Annotated in this window: 16 protein-coding genes; 10 read left to right on the top strand and 6 right to left on the bottom strand. The window is 66.0% G+C overall.

Annotation, left to right across the window (positions count from 1 at the left end; all coding sequences use genetic code 11):
* The first annotated feature begins 38 nt into the window (after nt 1-38).
* Genes JLK41_RS11475 through JLK41_RS11465 form a run of 3 tightly spaced genes read left to right on the top strand, consistent with a single transcriptional unit; the run spans nt 39 to nt 1817 of the window.
* Entirely contained in the window at nt 39-728 is a 690-nt protein-coding gene (locus tag JLK41_RS11475) for a class I SAM-dependent methyltransferase (RefSeq protein ID WP_037051954.1), read from the top strand.
* Nucleotide 729: 1 nt separating this feature from the next.
* Nucleotides 730-1434 (top strand): lipopolysaccharide kinase InaA family protein, encoded by a 705-nt coding sequence (locus tag JLK41_RS11470; protein ID WP_210391034.1) that lies wholly within the window; start codon nt 730-732, stop codon nt 1432-1434.
* Entirely contained in the window at nt 1431-1817 is a 387-nt protein-coding gene (locus JLK41_RS11465; RefSeq protein WP_037051950.1) for a diacylglycerol kinase, read from the top strand. Before JLK41_RS11470 ends, JLK41_RS11465 begins: the two co-directional genes overlap by 4 nt.
* On the opposite strand, the gene JLK41_RS11460 is transcribed toward JLK41_RS11465, so the two are convergent.
* Together JLK41_RS11460 and JLK41_RS11455 are read right to left on the bottom strand one after the other, a co-directional pair.
* Nucleotides 1818-2282, bottom strand: coding sequence for a DUF3859 domain-containing protein (locus JLK41_RS11460; protein ID WP_037051948.1), 465 nt, complete (start codon nt 2280-2282; stop codon nt 1818-1820).
* 65 nt (nt 2283-2347) lie between these two features.
* Nucleotides 2348-3358: an amidohydrolase family protein gene (locus JLK41_RS11455; RefSeq protein ID WP_047586474.1), complete on the bottom strand. Its 1011-nt coding sequence runs from the start codon at nt 3356-3358 to the stop codon at nt 2348-2350.
* Nucleotides 3359-3599: 241 nt separating this feature from the next.
* Here JLK41_RS11455 and JLK41_RS11450 point away from each other — a divergent pair, with 241 nt between their 5' ends.
* The 7 genes from JLK41_RS11450 to JLK41_RS11420 all read left to right on the top strand — a co-directional run bounded on the left by JLK41_RS11450 (nt 3600) and on the right by JLK41_RS11420 (nt 9488).
* Nucleotides 3600-4994: a methyl-accepting chemotaxis protein gene (locus tag JLK41_RS11450; protein ID WP_179554097.1), complete on the top strand. Its 1395-nt coding sequence runs from the start codon at nt 3600-3602 to the stop codon at nt 4992-4994.
* Between the two features lie 63 nt (nt 4995-5057).
* Nucleotides 5058-5459 (top strand): OsmC family protein, encoded by a 402-nt coding sequence (locus tag JLK41_RS11445; RefSeq protein WP_037051940.1) that lies wholly within the window; start codon nt 5058-5060, stop codon nt 5457-5459.
* Nucleotides 5456-6316 carry a pirin family protein gene (locus tag JLK41_RS11440; protein WP_210391033.1) on the top strand — a complete coding sequence of 287 codons (861 nt, stop codon included), beginning with the start codon at nt 5456-5458 and terminating at the stop codon, nt 6314-6316. The genes JLK41_RS11445 and JLK41_RS11440 overlap by 4 nt, the downstream gene beginning before the upstream one ends.
* 60 nt (nt 6317-6376) lie before the next feature.
* On the top strand, nt 6377-7183 hold the full coding sequence (locus JLK41_RS11435) for an XAC2610-related protein (RefSeq protein WP_210391032.1): 807 nt from the start codon (nt 6377-6379) through the stop codon (nt 7181-7183).
* A gap of 99 nt (nt 7184-7282) precedes the next feature.
* Complete coding sequence (locus tag JLK41_RS11430) at nt 7283-7831, top strand: sigma-70 family RNA polymerase sigma factor (RefSeq protein WP_210391031.1); 549 nt, start codon at nt 7283-7285, stop codon at nt 7829-7831.
* Nucleotides 7828-8541 carry an anti-sigma factor gene (locus tag JLK41_RS11425; protein ID WP_210391030.1) on the top strand — a complete coding sequence of 238 codons (714 nt, stop codon included), beginning with the start codon at nt 7828-7830 and terminating at the stop codon, nt 8539-8541. Before JLK41_RS11430 ends, JLK41_RS11425 begins: the two co-directional genes overlap by 4 nt.
* 167 nt (nt 8542-8708) lie before the next feature.
* Nucleotides 8709-9488: a DUF4394 domain-containing protein gene (locus JLK41_RS11420; RefSeq protein ID WP_210391029.1), complete on the top strand. Its 780-nt coding sequence runs from the start codon at nt 8709-8711 to the stop codon at nt 9486-9488.
* A 46-nt stretch (nt 9489-9534) separates the two neighbouring features.
* On the opposite strand, the gene JLK41_RS11415 is transcribed toward JLK41_RS11420, so the two are convergent.
* From JLK41_RS11415 to htpG, 4 genes are all read right to left on the bottom strand, one after another.
* Complete coding sequence (locus JLK41_RS11415) at nt 9535-10323, bottom strand: dienelactone hydrolase family protein (protein WP_210391028.1); 789 nt, start codon at nt 10321-10323, stop codon at nt 9535-9537.
* A 96-nt stretch (nt 10324-10419) separates the two neighbouring features.
* Nucleotides 10420-11424, bottom strand: coding sequence for a response regulator (locus JLK41_RS11410; protein ID WP_037051920.1), 1005 nt, complete (start codon nt 11422-11424; stop codon nt 10420-10422).
* Nucleotides 11421-15113, bottom strand: coding sequence for a PAS domain S-box protein (locus JLK41_RS11405; RefSeq protein WP_210391027.1), 3693 nt, complete (start codon nt 15111-15113; stop codon nt 11421-11423). The genes JLK41_RS11410 and JLK41_RS11405 overlap by 4 nt, the downstream gene beginning before the upstream one ends.
* A 140-nt stretch (nt 15114-15253) precedes the next feature.
* Entirely contained in the window at nt 15254-17152 is a 1899-nt protein-coding gene (gene htpG, locus JLK41_RS11400; protein ID WP_150609440.1) for a molecular chaperone HtpG, read from the bottom strand.
* Nucleotides 17153-17168: the final 16 nt, after the last annotated feature.

The raw sequence follows: 17168 nt of genomic DNA, 5'->3' as shown, positions 1-17168 counted from the left end.
CCTAGGGTGACGAACGTATCCATCAGCGGACGTTCGTCATGCCCAAGCCAAGCCCCATCGAGCTGGAATTCTCCCGCAAGTACGATCTCGACCACGCCCAGCACTACCTGCACAAGCATCGCGACGGCCTGGCCCGTCGCCTGTCGCACTGGCGCGACGTACAGGTGGCACGCCATGCCCTGAAGCTGGCCGATGAACCCAATCTGGTACTCGACCTGCCCTGCGGCGCCGGGCGATTCTGGCCCATGCTCTGCGAGCAGCCCAACCGGGTGATCCTCGCGGCGGACAACTCCGCCGACATGATCGCCACCGCGCGTGCCGCGCAGCCGCCCGAGGTGGTGGCCCGGATCAACAGCTTCCGCACCTCGGCCTTCGATATCGACCTGGGCGCCAACGCCGTGGATTGCATCTTCTGCATCCGCCTGCTGCACCACATCGAGTCCGCCGAGCACCGCGTCGCCGTGCTGCGCGAGTTTCACCGGGTCAGCCGTGACAGCGTGATCGTCTCGCTCTGGGTCGATGGCAACTACAAGGCCTGGAAGCGTCGCCGCCTGGAAGAACGCCGGGCGGCCGAGGGCCGCGCCACGCAGAACCAGAATCGCTTCGTCGTGCCGCGCGCAGTGATCGAAGGCGAATTCCGCCAGGCCGGCTTCGAGATCATCGGCCACCTGGACTTCCTGCCGGGCTATGCCATGTGGCGCACCTACGTGCTGCGCAAGGAGGCCTGAGATGGGCGTCCTCACCGAGAAGGCCATCGGCGCCCTGCCCGCCACCGAATTCGATCGCTGGTGGCACAGCCCCGGCGAGTGGGTCGAGCCGGCCAATCAGCGCCGTGGTGGCGATAGCGGCGTGCTGCTCCTGCAGAGCCGGGACAACGCCCGGCCGCCGCTGTACTGCAAGCGCCAGAACGGCCACATCCATCGGTCACTGCGCCATCCCCTCGGGCGCCCGACCATCCTGCGCGAGCTGCAGGCCTACCGGGCCCTCGCCCGCCTCGGCATCCGCACGCCCAACATCGTCTACTGCGCGGCACGCCGTCAGGCCGGAGACTGGCAGGCGCTGCTGGTCACCGAAGCCCTGCAGGGTTTCATCAGCCTGGAGCAGTGGTATGCCCAGCAGATGCCCACCGCGCTGACCCGGGAGATGCTGCGCCAACTGGCCCTGACCCTGGCCCGCATGCACCTGGGCGGCTGGCAGCATGGTTGCTGCTACGCCAAGCACATCTTCGTCAAGGTACGCGGCGCCGACGATGTCGATATCGCCCTGCTGGACCTGGAAAAGGGGCGCCGCCGCTGGCGCGTCGCCAGTGCTTCCCGGCACGATCTCGGCCAACTGCAACGCCACCGTGGCGACATGCCTGACGGCGACGTGCAGTACCTGCAGCAGGCTTACCAGCACGCGCTCAACAACCCCTGGGGAGTGCTGCAGCCATGAGTGAGGCCCCCGACCTCGACGCCCTGTCGTTCAAGGGCCGTAGCGGCCTGACGCGGATACTCAACGCCACCGGTTACTCGCTGGCCGGCCTGCGCGCGGCCTATCGGGGCGAGGCCGCTTTCCGCCAGCTGGTGTGGCTGAACCTGGTGCTGCTGCCGCTGGCCTGCCTGCTGGATGTCAGCCGCGCCGAACGCGTCCTGCTGATGCTGACGCCGCTGCTGGCACTGGTGGTGGAGCTGCTCAATTCGGCGATCGAAGCGGTGGTCGACCGCATTTCGCTGAACCTGCATCCGCTGTCGAAGCAGGCCAAGGACATGGGTAGCGCCGCGCAGTTGCTGGCGCTGCTGATCATTGCCCTGACCTGGGCGCTGATCCTGCTCTGATCAGCGGACCTGGAAGCGCTGCTCGGCCAGCTTGCGATCGCCCTGATAGACGATGAAATGCCACTCGCCGGGCACCACCTCGTGGTGTTCGGTGAACTCGAACGCCATCACGTCCTGCGGCGCCCCGACCACCAGCTTCTGCTGCACTTCGAACTTGTCGTGACGCTGACCATCCGGGGTGACCACGCCAGGCGTCAGGTACAGCAGGGTCAGCGGCAGATCACCCTCGCGCTTGCCGGCCAGGCTGTAGCGCATGCCGAACTTGGTGCCGAGCCTGGCGGGAATCTCCTCGGTACGCTCGATATCCTGATTGCTGCGCGTCAGCACTCGCTCTCCAGGCTGGAAATCCTTGTACTGGCTGCTGAAAACGCCGTATTCGACCGGACCTTCCACACGCACATCGGCCTGGACCAGGCCGGAGCAGGCCAACAGGCCGGCAATCAGAGTCATTCGGGTGTGATGCATGACGCGCTCCTCGTTGAAATGAGCGCGAGCCTATGACGCCCGAATGACAGGTTGATGACAACGGATCAGGGGTCGAGCTCGGCCTGCACCCTGCGCGGCAGCACAGAGAGGAAATTGTCGCGCGCGACCTTGTGCGCCACGTCCTCGGGAAGCGCGTCGAGGAAGGGGTCGAAGCCCGTCATGTAGTCACCCAGGCTGTCGAAGCGCCCCACCACGTCCGAGCCGATCATGAAACGCTCCGGGTAGCTGCTGACCAGGTGGACCCAGTCCGGGTCCGGCTTGCCGTCCGCATCCAGCAGATACGGGCGCAGCATGGTCCAGGACAGGTCGATGTACAGATTGGGGTACTGGCCGAGCATGCGTTCCAGGGTGTCGAGGAGAAAGTCCAGCTTCTGCTGGTGACGGTGAATCTCCGCGCTGGTGCCGGCATGCGCCCAGATGAAGCGCACATGCGGATGATTGCGCAGCGGCGCCTCGATCTCCTCCAGATACAGCGGTTCCCGCTCGCGCTTTGAGGTGACGTTGGAGTGCAGCATCACCGGCAGGTCGTACTCCGCCGCCAGGTGAAACACGCGGGCCAGGGCTTCGTTGTCGGCGCGCGGGGCACTGCCGTGAATCAGCGCGGTCAGGTCGTCATGCCGGGTGAACACCTCGCCGATGCCCTGCCACAACCCCGGGTCCAGTTCGAGCATGCGGCGGATATGCGCATCCGCGTTCTTGTCGTTGGGATTGAAGCCGGAGAGAAAGGGATGGAAGCGCTTGCGCTGCTCGGCCGGCAGGCGCTTGTAGGCGGCGGCGATGAACACGTCGGTGGCGCTGTACCAGTATGCGTTGGCATCGTCACCGGCGTAGTAGCGCGGACGCTTGGGCTCGTCCTCGTCCCATTTCTTGGCCACCGGAATACCGGAAAACATCACATGCTCGACATTGTTCTCGGCCATTTTCTCCAGCAAGGCATCCATGCCGGCGCTTTCCTGGAAGAAGTCGACATAGTGCAGGTGAGCATCGCTGTAACGGTAATCGCGCGCCTCGGCGCTGCAGGCAATCGCGGCACTGAGCGCGACTATCCATGACATCTTTCGGCGTATGAGCACGTCGAGTCCTCCTGACGGTACGAGCACCATAGACCCGCGGCAGGTGGGGCAAGTTCGCTGGCCCCTTACCGTTCGCCGCACCCCGCTGGAGCGGCCGGCACGACCGGCGCACCAGATTCGCCCGCCGCCACCCGGCACCGCCCGCAGTCAGGGCCATGCGGGCGGTGCGGGATGATGGCACCTGGCTTGCAGTGCGTCGGGTAGACCGAAGAGGGGAACCATCATGCTGCAGTTGCTGCGCAAGCCCGCCCGCAAAGCCAGGGACGAGGCCGCACTGGATGCCTTGTTTCAACAACACGATCTCACCATCCGGTTGCCGGAACACTATCAATGGATGACGCGCCTCAACGATTTCAGCGCCGGTCTCCAGCAGCGCATTCGTGCCAGCCTGGGCGCCGCCGTCGGCATCGCCGCGCATGCCCCGCAACTGGCCCGCATCGCCGCAGCCAACCAGCAGAGCGGCCAGACCCTGGCGCAATCGTCGGAGCTGATCGCCAGCGCCAGCGAACAGGTCACCACCACCCTCGACGCGGAACTGGTGCCGGGTGCCGGCGCGGTCGCGCGCCTGTCGGCGGAGGTGTCCGCGACCCTGCACCAGTGCCAGGAAAGCGGCCAGGCCGTGCTGAGACAGGTCGAGGTGATCGACGCCAGCGAGGCGCAGCTGGCCCAGGTCATCCAGCGCCTGGCCGGGCAGCTCGACGAGGTGAGCAAGGTCATCGGCGTGATCGCCAGCATTTCCCAGCAGACCAACCTGCTGGCACTCAATGCCGCGATCGAGGCCGCCCGGGCCGGTGAGCATGGCCGAGGCTTCGCCGTGGTCGCAGAAGAGGTTCGACGCCTGGCGGGCCACACCACCGACGCCACCGGCCAGGTCAGCGATATCATCGAGCGCTTCCGTGAAGGCATGCAGCAGCTCGGCGATGCCGGGCAGCACATGAACCAGGCGGTGGCCGACGGTCGCGCCGGTATCCTCGCCGTCAGCGACGGCTTGGGCAGCACCCGCCAGGCCATGGACCGGCTGGATGCCCAGGTCGGCCAGATCGCCGCGGGTACCGAGCAGATCGGCCAGGCGGTGCGCTCGATCAACGGCGACGTGCAGAACATCGCCCAGGTCGCGGGTGAACTGCTGGGCAAGGCCGGTCAGGTACTGCACCACAGCAAGGCAGTACGTGAGGATGGCGACCGCCTGCTCGCCGGCCTGGGTGACTTCCGCCTGGAAATCCACAGCGCGGTACGCGCCAGCGTCGAACAGCTGGCCAGGCAAGCGGCGCTGTCAGGGGATGTGGCGGCTGCCGAACGCCTGCTCGGCGAAACCCTGGCACGCGATGCACGCTTCGAACTCTTCTACCTGGTCGACAGTCGCGGCGTGCAGATCTCCGAGAACGTCTTCGCCGCCGACATCGCACAAGGCAGCGCGGCCAGTTGCCGGGGCCGGGACTGGAGCCAGCGGCCCTGGTTCCGCGCCGTGGCCGAGCAGATGCGCAGCCACATCACCCAGGTCTATCGCTCATCGGCGACCGACGACTTCTGCTTCACCGTGTCGGTACCCATCGTCGATGCGCAGGGCCGCCTGCTGCGTGTGCTGGGCGCCGATGTACGGCTGTCGGCACTGGTGTGATCCTGCTGCACTGGGCTAGGCTGGCGGACATTGCCGTCCAGCCTCGCATCCTAAGGAAGAGCCATGATCCGCATCCATCACCGCAAGGGCCTGCAACAGGCGATCGAAATCGGCTCGCACCAGCTCCTCGGGGACGTCGCGCCCGAGCTCGGCGGAGAAGGTGCCGGCCCCGATCCGCATGACCTGTTCGACGCCTCGCTCGGTACCTGCAAGGCCATGACCCTGCTGCTCTATGCGCGCCAGCGTGGCCTGCCGCTGGAAGGTATCGACGTCAACGTCGAGCGTGACGACAGCGAGGAGCGTGAAGGCAACTACCGCCTGGTCGTCGAGCTGGCGCTCAGGGGGCCGCTGGACGATGCCCAGCGCCAGCAGCTGCTGCGCGTCGCCGACAAGTGCCCGATCCACAAGCTGATGACCAGCACCGACATCCAGGTCGAGACCCGTCTGGCGGGAGCACTGGCATGAGCGAGCTGCAGCTGATCCGGCCACGTGCCGAGGACATTTCCGGCCAGCCGATCCTGCGCCCCCTGCCCTCGGCACGCTTTCGCAGCATCGGTCCATTCGTCTTCTTCGATCACATGCTGGAACAGGCGTATCCCGCTGGCAGCGGCATGAACATCGCCCAGCATCCGCACATCGGCCTGTCCACCCTCACCTACCTGTTCGAGGGCCAGCTGCAGCACAAGGACAGTCTCGGCTCCGATCAGTTGGTCGAGCCCGGCGACGTCAGCTGGATGACTGCCGGCGATGCGGTGGCCCACGTGGAGCGCACCCCGCAGGCGCAGCTCGGGCAGAACAAGCGCTTGCACGGGCTGCAGGTGTGGCTGGCGCTGCCGGAGGCCGAGGAACGCTGCGCGCCCAGCTACAGCCACCACCCTGCGGCAACCCTGCCATGCAGCGACGCGCTTGGCGTGCGCATCACCCTGATCGCCGGCAAGGGCTTCTGCCTCGAATCCCCTGTCGCGGTTCGCTCGCCGACCCTCTATGCCGAGCTGCGCCTGGCCGCCGGCGCCAACCTGGTGATTCCGGCCGAGCACAGCGAGCGCGCCCTGTACCTGATCGACGGCGACGCCGAACTGGATGGCGAAGCGCTGCCAGCCCGCGCCATGGCCGTCATCCCTGCCGGAGAAACCCCACTGCTCGGGGCCTGTGGCGAATGCCACCTGGCCCTGATCGGCGGCGAGCCCATCGGCCCACGCCGGATGAACTGGAACTTCGTCGCCAGCAGCGCGGAACTGATCGACCAGGCCCGCCAACGCTGGGCGGCCGGCGACTGGCCACAGGTACCAGGCGAAACCGCGCGCATCGAACTGCCGCGCTGAAAACACCCAATCACCGGCAGGCAGCAGCGGCTGCCTGCCGACCCGCAAAGGATTGCCCGCATGCCCCGACTCCACTCATTGGCCTGGCTGCTGTTCCTGCCCGCCTGTGCCCTGGCCGAGCTGCCTCGCTTCGAACCGCAGAACGGGTTGCAGGCCCAGGTGCTGCAACAGGGCGACGGCTACGTTCTGCAGCAGCCCGACGGCAGCCGTATCGAACTGAGCATTCCCGAGGGTAACGAGGTGGACGCCGCGCCCGGCTTCGAGGTCGACGACTACGACTTCGACGGCCATCCCGACCTGGCCATACGCGTGCCCGTGGGCATGGTCAACTCGAGCTACCACCTCTACCTCTATCGCCCCGACCGGCAGGGCTTCGAGCGCCTGCACATGCCCGAGGCCCTGCTGGACCGCGCCAACTGCGGCGAGCTGTCGGAGCTGCAGGCCAAGCCGGCCGAACGCGCCCTGTACAGCCAATGCCGCAGCGGCCCGCGCTGGTATTACGACGCCTACCGGTTCGATGCCTCCGGCACGCCCTGGCTGTACAAGACGCTGCAGATGCGTCACCACGACCCGGACGCGCCGGTGTTCTTCCACGTATTCGAAAGGACCCTCGATCCGTACGGCAAGGTCATCGCCAGCCGCGCCCTCGACGACGCTGATCAGCCCGTGAGCTGGACCGTCCCCAGCCCGCGCCTGTATCTGCATGCGCGACCGACCGCCAGCAGCCGGAGCAAGGCGTACCTGATCGCCGGTGACGTCTGCGAGGTGCTGGACCAGCAAGGCGACTGGCTGATGATTCGCTACCTCTCGCGCAAGGGCCCGCTGGAGCGCTGGGTCTCGCTCGACGAGGCCTACAGCCGCCCCTGAGGCGACCTTGCACAGGTTTTTTATTGCCTGGCGATGATCCAGTCGTCGTGCTGGCGGGTATAAGCTGCAATGAGGATTTCTCAGGCCGACGGACACCCCATGGCTGCGCGCGAATTCGACTATGAAAGTACCCTGGAAGCCTGTGCCCGCCGAGACGAGCGTGCCTTCCAGGCCCTCTACCGCCAGGAAGCCGGGCAACTGCTGGGGCTGGCCATCAGCATGCTCGGCCGTCGTGATGTCGCCGAAGACTGCCTGCACGACGCCTTCGTGCGCATCTGGCAGCACGCCGCACGCTACCGGCGAGAGCTGGGCAGCGGTCGTGCCTGGGTGCACAGCATCCTGCGCTACCGGGTGCTGAACGCGCTGCGCAGCGGCACCCGCCACATCGAGATGGACGACGGCTTCATCGAGCGCGTACTGGACGACGCTCCCCAGGCTGAAGCACAGGCACTGGAACGCTCCGAGCAACGCCTGCTGCGCCATTGCCTGCAGCGCCTGGAACGGCCACGCCGTCAGCCGATCCTGCTGGCCTTCTATCGCGGCCTGACGCACGAACAGATCGCCCAGCGCCTGAGCACCCCTCTTGGCACCATCAAAGGCCGTATCCGCGCCGGCCTGCGCGCGCTGCAGGAGTGTTTGCAAGCATGATTCCGCATGATCCCGAAGAACGCCGCGCCATGATCGGCGAATACCTGCTCGGCCTGCTCGACGCGTCTGACGCTACCGAGATACGCCAGCTGCTGGAAGAGGATCAGGACGCCGCCCGCATGGCCCTGGAGTGGGAACGGCATTTCCTCGAACTGAGCGACCAGCTACCGCCCCAGCAGCCCTCCCCGGCACTCTGGACGCGTATCAGGCACAGCCTGGGGACGACAGACACGCCGCGCAGCGGGCTCGCGGCCAGCTGGTGGAACAGCCTGCTGACCTGGCGCCTCACCACTGCGGCTCTGGCCATGGCCCTGCTGGTCGCCATCCTGCTGCCCCTGCTGCAGGCTCCGCAGGTCGAAGGTGAACGCTATACCGTCGTCCTGCAACAGCCAGGGCAAGCGGCTCAGCCCGGCTGGGTGATCCAGGTCGGCGGCGACGGCACGCTGCAACTCGAACCGCTGGTCGCCGATCGCATTCCCGAAGGCCGCACGTTGCAGTTCTGGACGCTACAGGACCCGGCTGACGGCCCAAGATCGCTGGGGCTGGTCGAGGCTGGCCAGCCACTGCATCTGCCCGCCGAACGGATAGGCGCGGTACAGGCCGGGCAACTGTTCGAGCTCACCCTGGAACCCGCAGGCGGCTCACCCTACAACCGCCCGAGCGGACCGGTGCAATACATCGGCCGTGCCGTGCTGGCCAGCGCCAACTGATGGATCGCCGGCCCTGCGGCCGGCGATTTCACCCTCCGCAAAATATTTTCTGCCTGCCGACATCCAGCGGCGTTCCTCGCGGGTATTGCTATCAGGTGTTTCGTCGAGGCACCTGCGAAGCCACCACGCGGCTTCGTCTCGATGCTGAACCGTTGAGAGGAACCATCATGAAGCGCATCACCCTCCTGTGCACCGCCAGCCTGCTGACCCTGGGTGCAGGTGCAAGCCATGCCACCGAACTGATCGCCCTGGGCACCGATGGCAAGCTGTTCAAGATCAATGTCGCCGACCTCAGGGTCGCAGCCAGCATGAACGTCAGCGGTGCCAGCGACCTGCGCGGCCTGGACGTGCGCCCGGCCAGCGGCCAGCTCTACGCGCTGGGTGGCAACGACCGGCTCTACACCCTGGACGCCAGCAGCGGCAAGGCGACGCCCGCCAGCACGCTGAAGACCGCACTCCCCGGCAACAGTCAGGCCGTGGTCGACTTCAACCCGGTCGCCGACCGCCTGCGCCTGATGAGCCCGGACGGCACCAACCTGCGGGTCAATGTCGACACCGGCGAGGCGGTGGTCGACGGCAAGCAGGCCTACGGGGCGGACGGCCCCTACGCGGGGCAGCAGCCGCAGGTGATTGCCGGCGCCTACACCAACTCCTATGCAGGTACGCCGAGCACGGCGCTCTACAACATCGACCTGGCCAGCGGCAGCCTGATGCTGCAGAACCCGCCAAACGATGGTGTGCAGCAGCTGGTGGGCAAACTGGCGGATGGCTTGCAGACGGCCGCACTGGACATCGCCAGCGACGGCAAAGGCGGCAATACCGCCTACGTGCTGACAGGCAAGACCCTGCACCAGTTGGACCTGGCCAGCGGCAAGCCGACCACGCTGGGAGATATCGCGAACCTGCCTGACGGCATCATCGACATCAGCGTATTGCCTGCGAAATAGCACCACCAAGGCTGCGCCCACCGGGCGCAGCCTCCCTCATGACGGATCACGGCTCGGCGAAGACCTCGTCGAACAGGTCGTTCATCGCCTTGAACGCCCGCGCGGCAACCACCGGGTGGTACTGGTTGCGCCCCGGCACGTTGGCCTTGGGATCGGTGAACGAATGCACCGCGCCACCGTAGCTGACCAACTGCCAGTCGACCGCGGCGGCCTTCATCTCGGCGACGAAGCCATCCACCTGTGCCTGAGGCACCGCCGGATCATCCGCACCGTGCAGCACCAGCACCGGCGCCTGGATGTTCTTCGCATCCGCTGGGTTGGGGGTGTCCAGATTGCCGTGGAACGAAACGAAACCCTGTAGCGGTGCGCCCGAGCGAGCCAGTTCGAGCACCGCGCCGCCGCCGAAGCAGAAGCCGATGGCGCCCAGCCTGCGGGTATCCAGGGCGACCTCGTCACCCTGCGCCTTGAACACCTCGACCGCCGCCTGGGCGCGCCTGCGCATCAGCGCGCGGTCGGCGCGCACGCTCGTGGCGGCGGCCCTGGCCTCGTCCGCATTGCTGGGGCGCACCGCCTTGCCGTACATGTCGGCGAGAAACACCACGTAGCGGCTGCCCGCCGCACGGGCGGCCTTGGCCACGGTGTCGTCGTTGACACCCATCCAGTTGGGAATGGCCAGCAAGCCGGGACGTGGCGTGGTGACCGAATCGTCGTAGAGCAGAACGCCCTCGAAGGCTTCGCCGTCGATCTCGTAGGGAACCGCCTTGGCCACGACGGCCGCGTCGGCAAGGCCGGCGAATGCTGCGCACAACAGGGGAACCCATGTCTTCTTCTGCATGCTGAGACCTGCCCTTGGCAATGGTGAGAGTTCAACGATAGACCGCCGGCGGTCGATGACCAAGCCGCAGCACCCGGCAGTGTTGCACAGGACATGTCAGGCGACGGGCTGCTCGGCCCAGCGTTCCTTGATCTGCAGAATCTCCGGCAGGCAGCCGATGAACAGCTCCACCAGGCGCGGATCGAAGTGTCGCCCGCTCTGCTCACGCAGAAAGGCCACCGCCTGCTCGACGGGCCAGGCCTGCTTGTAGGGCCGCACGCTGGTCAAGGCGTCGAACACATCGGCAATCGCGACGATGCGCCCCTCCAGGGGAATGTCCTCACCGCAGAGGCCGTTGGGATAGCCGCTGCCATCCCACTTCTCGTGATGCGACAGGGCAACCCGCTGCGCCGTCCTGAGCAGCCCGGAGCTGTGTTCGCCGATGATCCTCGCACCGATCTCCACATGCTGGCGCATCACCTGCCATTCGGCATCGTCCAGCTTGCCCGGTTTGCGCAGTACCGCATCGGGAATGCCGATCTTGCCGACATCGTGCATGGGCGCGGCGTGCAGCAACTCCTCCGCAGCGCTCTCGGAGAAGCCGGCAGCCAGGGCCAGCACCCTGGAGAAGTGACTCATGCGAATCACATGCAGGCCCGTCTCGTTGTCCTTGTACTCGGCCGCCATGCCCAGGCGCTGGACGATCTGCAGACGGGTGTGGGTCAGCTCGTCGACCCTGACCAGCGACAGGTGGGTACGCACCCGGGCGCGCACGATGGGCGGGCTGATCGGCTTGGTGATGTAGTCCACCGCACCGACCTCGAAGCCGTGCGTCTCGTCCTCCACATCGCCCAGGGCGGTGACGAAGATCACCGGAATCCCCTGCAGCAGCGGGTTGGCCTTGAGCTGCTCGCACACCTGGTAGCCGGTCATGCCCGGCATCATCACGTCGAGCAGGATCAGGGCCGGTTGCTCGCGCTCGGCCATTTCCAGCGCGCGCGCCCCCTCCTTGGCGAACAGCAGGCGGTAGTCATCCTGCAGTACATGCCGCAGCACCTGCAGGTTGGTGGGTTCGTCATCGACCAGCAGCAACAGCGGACGGGTATCGGCGACCGGGCTCATGATGGGGTGGTTTCCTCGTCTTGCAGCTGCAACAACAACCGATCCAGCGCAGCCAGGGCCTGATCGAAATCGAACTCGTCGAGGGCCTGGCGCAACTCGCTCATGCTGTTCGCAAAGGCCGTGCCGCTCAGTGCCTGCTCGAGCGCGGACAACGCCTGGTCGTCCAGCCCGCCCCTGGCCAGCACGGCCCGCAAGTGGCCGGCGCGCTCGCGCAGCAGGCCCGGATCAGCGGCCGCGGATTCTAGCGCATTGCTCTCCTCCGGCAACTGCGGCAACGTTTCGATGACGGCCTGCAGGGCCTGTTCGAGTTCGACCAGAAGCGCGCGCAGACTGTCCACGTCACGCGCCTCGAAGCCCTGCTCGAGGCTGCGCCCCAGCTGCGTCAGACGGGTCAGCGCGAGGTTGCCGGCCGCGCCGTGGAAACGGTGTGCCAGTGCCCGGCCTTCGTCCCACTCGGCGGCCTCGAGGAACTGCCTCATGCTCGCCACCAGTGCGCCCTGCTCCTTGATGAAGGCAGCGATCGCCTGGGCCATGCGCAGCGGACCGCCCCACAGGTGGCTGCCGCGCACCCAGTCGAACAGCCCCGTCTCCACGTGTGGCCCGCTGGCGCCAGCGGCACGGGCGGTCTCTGTCACGCCGAGCAGCCTGGCCATCTCCCAGAGCAGCGCGGTCATGTCCAGCGGCTTCGAGGCGAATGCGTTCATCCCGGCGTCCAGCGCGGCCTGACGGTCGCGATCCAGCACACTCGCCGTCAACGCGATGATCGGTATCGCCTGGCGCCCTTCGCTGGCTTCCAGCTGGCGAATCCGCCGCGTGGCCTCCAGGCCATCGACACCGGGCATCTGCACATCCATCAGAATCAGGTCGAAGCGCTCCTCGCCGAACGCCCGCAAGGCGCTCTTGCCATCGGCGACGCAGCGTACCTGGTGGCCCCGGTACTGCAGATTGAGCTGCAGCAGTTCGAGATTCTGCGGCACGTCATCGGCCGCCAGGATGTTCAGTACTCCCAGCTCCGGCAGCGTGGTCGGTTGCTGAGGCGCAGCGCGTTTACCGACCTGCAGGGGCAACTCGACACTAAAGCAGCTGCCCTGCCCCTCGACGCTTTCCACGCGCAAGCGCCCGCCCATCAGCTCGACGAGCTGGCGAGAAATGGTGGTCCCCAGGCCGGTGCCACCGAAACGCCGGCTCATCGAGGCGTCGGCCTGGGCGAAAGGCTCGAAGATCTTCTCCAGGCGGTCGGCGGCGATGCCGATGCCGGTGTCCTTCACCGCCAGGCGGATCGCACCAGGCTCGCCAGAGACCTTCAGGCACACCTCGCCGTGCTGGGTGAACTTGACCGCGTTGCCCAGCAGGTTCGTCAGCACCTGCTGCAGGCGCAGCGGATCGCCGCAGAAGAAGTCGCTGACCGTGGCCGGGTAATCCAGGTGCAGTTGCAGCCCTTTGCCTTCGGCGCCGAGGCGCTGGGTCGTGACGACCTGCTCGCACAGCTCGCGCAGGGAAAAGTCCAGTTGCTCCAGCTCGATCGCGCCACGGTCGAGCTTGGCCGTGTCGAGGATGTCGTTGAGCAGCCCGAGCAGCGAGCGGGAAGACTGCTGCACCGTCGTCAGGTGCCGCCGCTGCTCGGCCGACAGCGAGGTTTCCAGGAGCAGCTCGGTAAAGCCGATGATGGCGTTCATCGGCGTGCGGATTTCATGGCTCATGTTGGCCAGGAAGCTGCTGCGCGCCGCAGCGGCCGCTTCGGCGTGATCGCGGGCGGCGCGCAGTTCCTGTTCCATCACCCGCCGCGGGGTCAGGTCAGTGGCCAGCTTGACGACCTTGAATGGCTTGCCGTCAGTGTCCAGGATCGGGTTGTAGCTGGCCTGGATCCAGACCTCGCGCCCGCCCTTGCCGATGCGCCGGTATTCGCCCGTACGGAAATGCCCGGCGCGCAGCTCCTGCCATATCTGGTGATACTTCGCACTGGCGACCAGTTCAGGGTCGCAGAACAGCGAATGGTGCTGCCCGAGCACCTCGGCCCTGTCGTAGCCATACAGGGCCAGGGCATTGTCGTTGATGTCGAGAATCGTACCGTCGAGGTCGAACTCCGTGAGCGCCATGGCCTTGCTGATGGCCGTCACCTTGCCTTCGTACTCGGCATTGCGCCGCTTGGTCTCGGTCTGATCCAGCAGCACGCCGTCGATCCAGCGCGGCACGCCATGCTCGTCGCAAACCGCACTGCCGCTCTCCCAGATCCAGTGCTCCGCCCCGGCGCTGTCGAACAGCCGGTACTCGACGGTGTAGTTGCGGCCCTGTTCGATCGCCTCCACCACCTCGCTGGCGACTCGCTCGTAGTCATCCGGGTGGTACATGTCGGCGATCGAGCAGCGCCGGTTGATGAAATCGTCAGCGCTGCGCCCGGTCAGGGTCTGCACCGCATCGCTGATGAACAGCATGCTCCAGTCGCGATCCAGCAGACAGCGGAACGACACCCCCGGAATGTTGCTGATCAACGAGCGGTATTGCTGCTCGCTGTCGCGCAGCGCCTTCTCCATGCGCTGCCGCTCGCTGATGTCGGCGACGAACACCACGAACAGCGGCCGGCTGTCGACATGGGTGATGCCGACGCTGATGCGTATGGGCTTTTCCTTACCCTGGCGCGTCAGGCCGATCAGGTCCTGCTCGCCCCTGGGCAGGCTCAGGTTGCCGGTGCGCAGGTAGCTGGCCAGCCGCTCCTCCACCTCGCGCACCAGGCGCGCAGGCACCAGCGAGCGGATGTGCATCCCCACCATCTCCTGCGGGCTCCAGCCGAACAGGCCCGTCACCGCGGGGTTGGCGGAACGCACCCGGCCTTCGTAATCGACGGTCACGATGGCGTCCAGGGCGGTGTCGAAGATCGAGCGCAGGTGCTGCTCGCTGGCCTTGAGCTGCAGGCTCAGGCGGCGATAGCGCAGCAGGGTGTTGGCGGCCACCACGAACACCGTCAGCGCCACGGTCAGCAGGGTAATGGCGATGGCGATGTAGCCGCTGTCGACCACGGCCATCGGGCTGTCCGACTCGGGCGTGCCCACGAAGCGAGCGGCCGCCATGCCGGTGTAGTGCATGCCACTGATGGCCAGGCCCATGACCATGGCACTGATCAGCAGGGCCCAGAGCGCAGGCAGGCGCCCTTCGAGGCCGAAGCGCACCCACAGCGCGATGATGGCCAGGCCGATGGCCACGACGATGGATAGCGCGAACATCCAGGGGTCATAGCGCAGCAACGGCGCCATCTCCATCGCCGCCATGCCGCTGTAATGCATCGCCCCGATCCCGGCGCCGACCAGCACGCCGCCGACGCACAGCTGCACCAGGCTCAGATTGGGCCGGGCCAGCAGGCTCAGAGCCACCCAGGAGGCGCCGAGGCTGGGCAGCATCGAGAGCAGCGTGATGCCCAGGTCGAAACGCACGGCGGCACACAGCTCGAACGCCAGCATCCCGAGGAAATGCATGGCCCAGATGCCCCCGCCAAGTGCGAGCGAGCCGGTGAGAATGGTGACCTGTCGAGCGATGGGCTGAGTGCTGTTGCGGGCTTCGCCTGCGAGTTGCAGTGCCATGCCTGCGGCGAATACGGAGATGGCAAGAGACAGCAGTACCAGGACGGGGTCGTAACTGCTGAGTATCAGGACGCCGGGGTCCGCACCCATGATGAAGAACAGCTCGAGAATCGACATACAACCCCAAGGAAAACGCCGACAAATGCTATCGGAATGCAATCATCTGAAACGACGGGATAGTTCTTGTCAATTGCGGCCTGTCTATCGCGCCCCATGAAAAAAGCCCGCCGAAGCGGGCTTTTCACAAGCTTAGCCGGTCAGGCGGACAATTCCACCAGCAGCTTGTTGAGGCGCTGCACGTACGCGGCCGGGTCCTTCAGGCTGTCACCGGCAGCCAGCGCGGCCTGGTCGAACAGGATGTGCGACAGGTCGGTGAAGCGGTCTTCGTCCGGCTCGGCATCCAGGCGCTCGATCAACGGGTGCGCCGGGTTGAACTCGAAGATCGGCTTCGCGTCCGGCACCTTCTGCCCGCTGGCTTCGAGAATCTGGCGCATCTGCAGGCCGAGGTCCTGCTCGCCGATGGCGAGAATCGCCGGCGAGTCGGTCAGGCGGTGAGACACGCGCACCTCGGCGACCTGCTCGCCCAGGGCACCCTTGAGGCGCTCGATCAGCCCTTCCTTGGCCTTGGCGACTTCCTCCTGGGCCTTCTTGTCCTCTTCCGAGTCCAGCTTGCCCAGGTCCAGATCGCCACGCGCCACGTCGACGAACTGCTTGCCGTCGAACTCGGTCAGGTAGCTCATCAGCCACTCGTCGATGCGATCGGTGAGCAGCAGGACCTCGATGCCTTTCTTGCGGAAGACTTCCAGGTGCGGGCTGTTCTTGATCTGTGCGTAGCTCTCGCCGGTGAGGTAGTAGATCTTGTCCTGCCCGTCCTTGGCACGGGACAGGTAGTCGGCCAGCGACACCGATTGCTCGTCGCCTTCGCCGGCGGTGGACGCGAAGCGCAGCAGACCGGCGATCTTCTCCTTGTTGGCGAAGTCTTCCGCCGGGCCTTCCTTGAGCACCTGACCGAAGGCCTTCCAGAACGCCTTGTAGTCGTCCGGCTTGTCCTTGGCCAGTTTCTCCAGCATGTCCAGCACGCGCTTGGTCAGGGCCGACTTCATCGAATCGATGACCGGACCGGACTGCAGGATCTCGCGGGAAACGTTCAGCGACAGGTCGTTGGAATCCACCACGCCCTTGATGAAACGCAGGTACAGCGGCAGGAACTGGTCGGCCTGGTCCATGATGAACACGCGCTGCACATAGAGCTTCAGGCCCTTGGGCGCCTCGCGGTGGTACAGGTCGAACGGCGCGCGGCCCGGCACGTAGAGCAGCGAGGTGTACTCCAGCTTGCCCTCGACCTTGTTGTGGCTCCAGGACAGCGGGTTCTCGAAGTCGTGGCCGACGTGCTTGTAGAACTCCTGGTATTCCTCGTCCTTGATCTCGGTACGCGGACGGGTCCACAGGGCGCTGGCGCGGTTGACGGTTTCCCACTCGACCTCGGCAGGCGCGTCTTCGCCGTGCTGCTCCTTCGGCAACTCGATGGGCAGGGCAATATGGTCAGAGTACTTCTTGACGATGTTGCGCAGGCGCCAGCCATCGGCGAACTCTTCCTCACCACTCTTGAGGTGCAGGACGATGCGCGTACCACGCTCGGCCTTGTCGATGCTGGCGACTTCGAACTCGCCCTCGCCCTTCGACGACCAGTGCACGCCTTCGCTGGCGGCAGCGCCGGCACGTCGCGTGAAGACTTCGACCTGATCGGCCACGATGAACGCCGAATAGAAGCCCACGCCGAACTGACCGATCAGGTGCGAATCCTTCTTCTGGTCGCCGGACAGGTTCTTCAGGAAATCGGCGGTACCGGATTTGGCGATGGTGCCCAGGTGCGCGATCACTTCATCGCGGTTCATGCCGATGCCGTTGTCTTCGAGGGTGACGGTCTTGGCGTCCTTGTCGAAGGACAGGCGAATCTTCAGCTCGGCGCCGCCTTCGAGCAGTTCGGGCTTGGCCAGCGCCTCGAAGCGCAGCTTGTCGGCGGCATCGGACGCGTTGGAAATCAACTCGCGAAGGAAGATTTCCTTGTTCGAGTACAGGGAATGGATCATCAGGTGAAGCAGCTGCTTCACCTCGGTCTGGAAGCCCAGGGTTTCTTTTTGAGTTTCCACACTCATGGTCTTCTAACTCCAT

Source organism: Ectopseudomonas khazarica (genome assembly GCF_017915135.1).
Taxonomy (GTDB): Bacteria; Pseudomonadota; Gammaproteobacteria; order Pseudomonadales; family Pseudomonadaceae; genus Aquipseudomonas; species Aquipseudomonas khazarica.
The sequence above is the reverse complement of the archived record's forward strand: the minus strand, read 5'-3'. Positions and strand labels throughout refer to the sequence as shown.